Source organism: Parendozoicomonas verongulae (assembly GCF_009711465.1).
GTDB classification, from domain to species: domain Bacteria; phylum Pseudomonadota; class Gammaproteobacteria; order Pseudomonadales; family Endozoicomonadaceae; genus Sansalvadorimonas; species Sansalvadorimonas verongulae.
Genome location: NZ_SMME01000641.1, coordinates 1 through 1402 on the forward strand (window position 1 = coordinate 1; position 1402 = coordinate 1402).

Genomic DNA, 1402 nt, shown 5'->3' on the forward strand with positions numbered 1-1402 from the left:
TGAAAATCACTATCTTTCTTTGAGCCACAATAAAAATCCATTAACCGCCTGCACAATTTGCCTTGAAGGCTTTCGCTGGCGGGATAATATGCATTCGACCACCTGTCATCACCTTTTCCACAGTAAATGCCTCCTGGAGGCTTTAAAAAGAGCTTGGCATTGCCCAGTATGCCGACAGCCGCAACCTGTATACAAACCAATGCGATGCTCAGATGAATGTCCGCTGCTGGATTTTTATCTATCAAAAGAGGAAATGGAGCATGAACAGGCTCGACACACTCCATGCCAAGTACCCCCACGCAATCGTATCCACACAGTAGGGGACATTCTCTTTATCTGTGACTGGGACGGATGCCAACATGCATACCCCTCATCCGCCTTTCTCCGCAGACACCAGCTCAGCTCCCACCCACGTAACAACTTTTAAACAGTGAAAATACTGGCTGCACTTACAGTTTTTATACATTTCACACTCCGATTTGCAGCCAGAGGGAGGTGGAAAATTTACAGGCTTTAAGTACCCGGACCATTGCTTTCGCATAGGTTACTGTCTGGTATGTTTTGGTGAACAAATATTAGACAGTAGCCATGCCTGACTTTGGAGCCGAAAAATTACATACCGGGCAACCAAAATAGTCTAACTTTTCTTCCTGCTTCTCCACATTTCCCCATGGACAAAGAGCGTATTGATGAGTCTTGGTAAATATACAATTCGTTCATTAACCATCCTTTACACTCTGCTATGTCTATGCTGTGCCATCTCCTCGGATGTTTTTGCAGGAGGAAAGAATAAAAGGGCAAAGAGCATCAGGCCTGCTACTTCCCTTGAAAATACAGCTTCAAGATCCCAGACAGTTGGCCTTAGACAAGTTGGACCTGGTTCTGGACAGGCAAAAAGAGGTGTGAAGCCAAGTAGTGATAACCCTGAAACTATGGCAGTTTCAGAACAGTCATCACTGGAAGTACGCTTGGCCACCCTTGGTCTGGACGATTATGTGATAACTGAAGTTCCCAGAGATAGCCACTGCTGGGAACACGTATTGCGCCTCCAGGCTAACGATTTTTTTGGTTACACCCAAGAGGTAAAGGAGTTACTGCTTGATTCTCTGGATAACTTGACGGGGGAGCAATTAGATATTTTCACAGAGAAACAAAAATCAACTTTGCATCAGGAGCTGCTATCAGATGAACTGCCATCCTTTGATCTTTTAGGGCCATTTTTAGCAACATTGATAAACCGCCCAGTCATAATTGTCCATCTGGACTCATGGAAAAAGGATTTCATTTCTGATCAGATATTTCATACCTACCGCCCGAAATCTATAAGTACTGAAATCACCCCAGAAAAACCAGATGCTTCTATTACGGAGGGCGCCATTTGGCTCGGTTGGATAATGAGTGA

The 1402-nt window shown here is 44.6% G+C and carries 2 protein-coding genes; both read left to right on the forward strand.

Annotated features, from left to right (window positions below):
- Nucleotides 1-88: 88 nt before the first annotated feature.
- A complete protein-coding gene (locus tag E1189_RS26125; RefSeq protein WP_408014675.1) occupies nucleotides 89-427 on the forward strand; it encodes an RING finger protein in 339 nt (112 codons plus the stop codon).
- A 262-nt stretch (nucleotides 428-689) separates the two neighbouring features.
- Nucleotides 690-1402, forward strand: a 713-nt coding sequence (locus E1189_RS23150) for a hypothetical protein (protein ID WP_196221062.1), incomplete at its 3' end; no start/stop codon positions are given.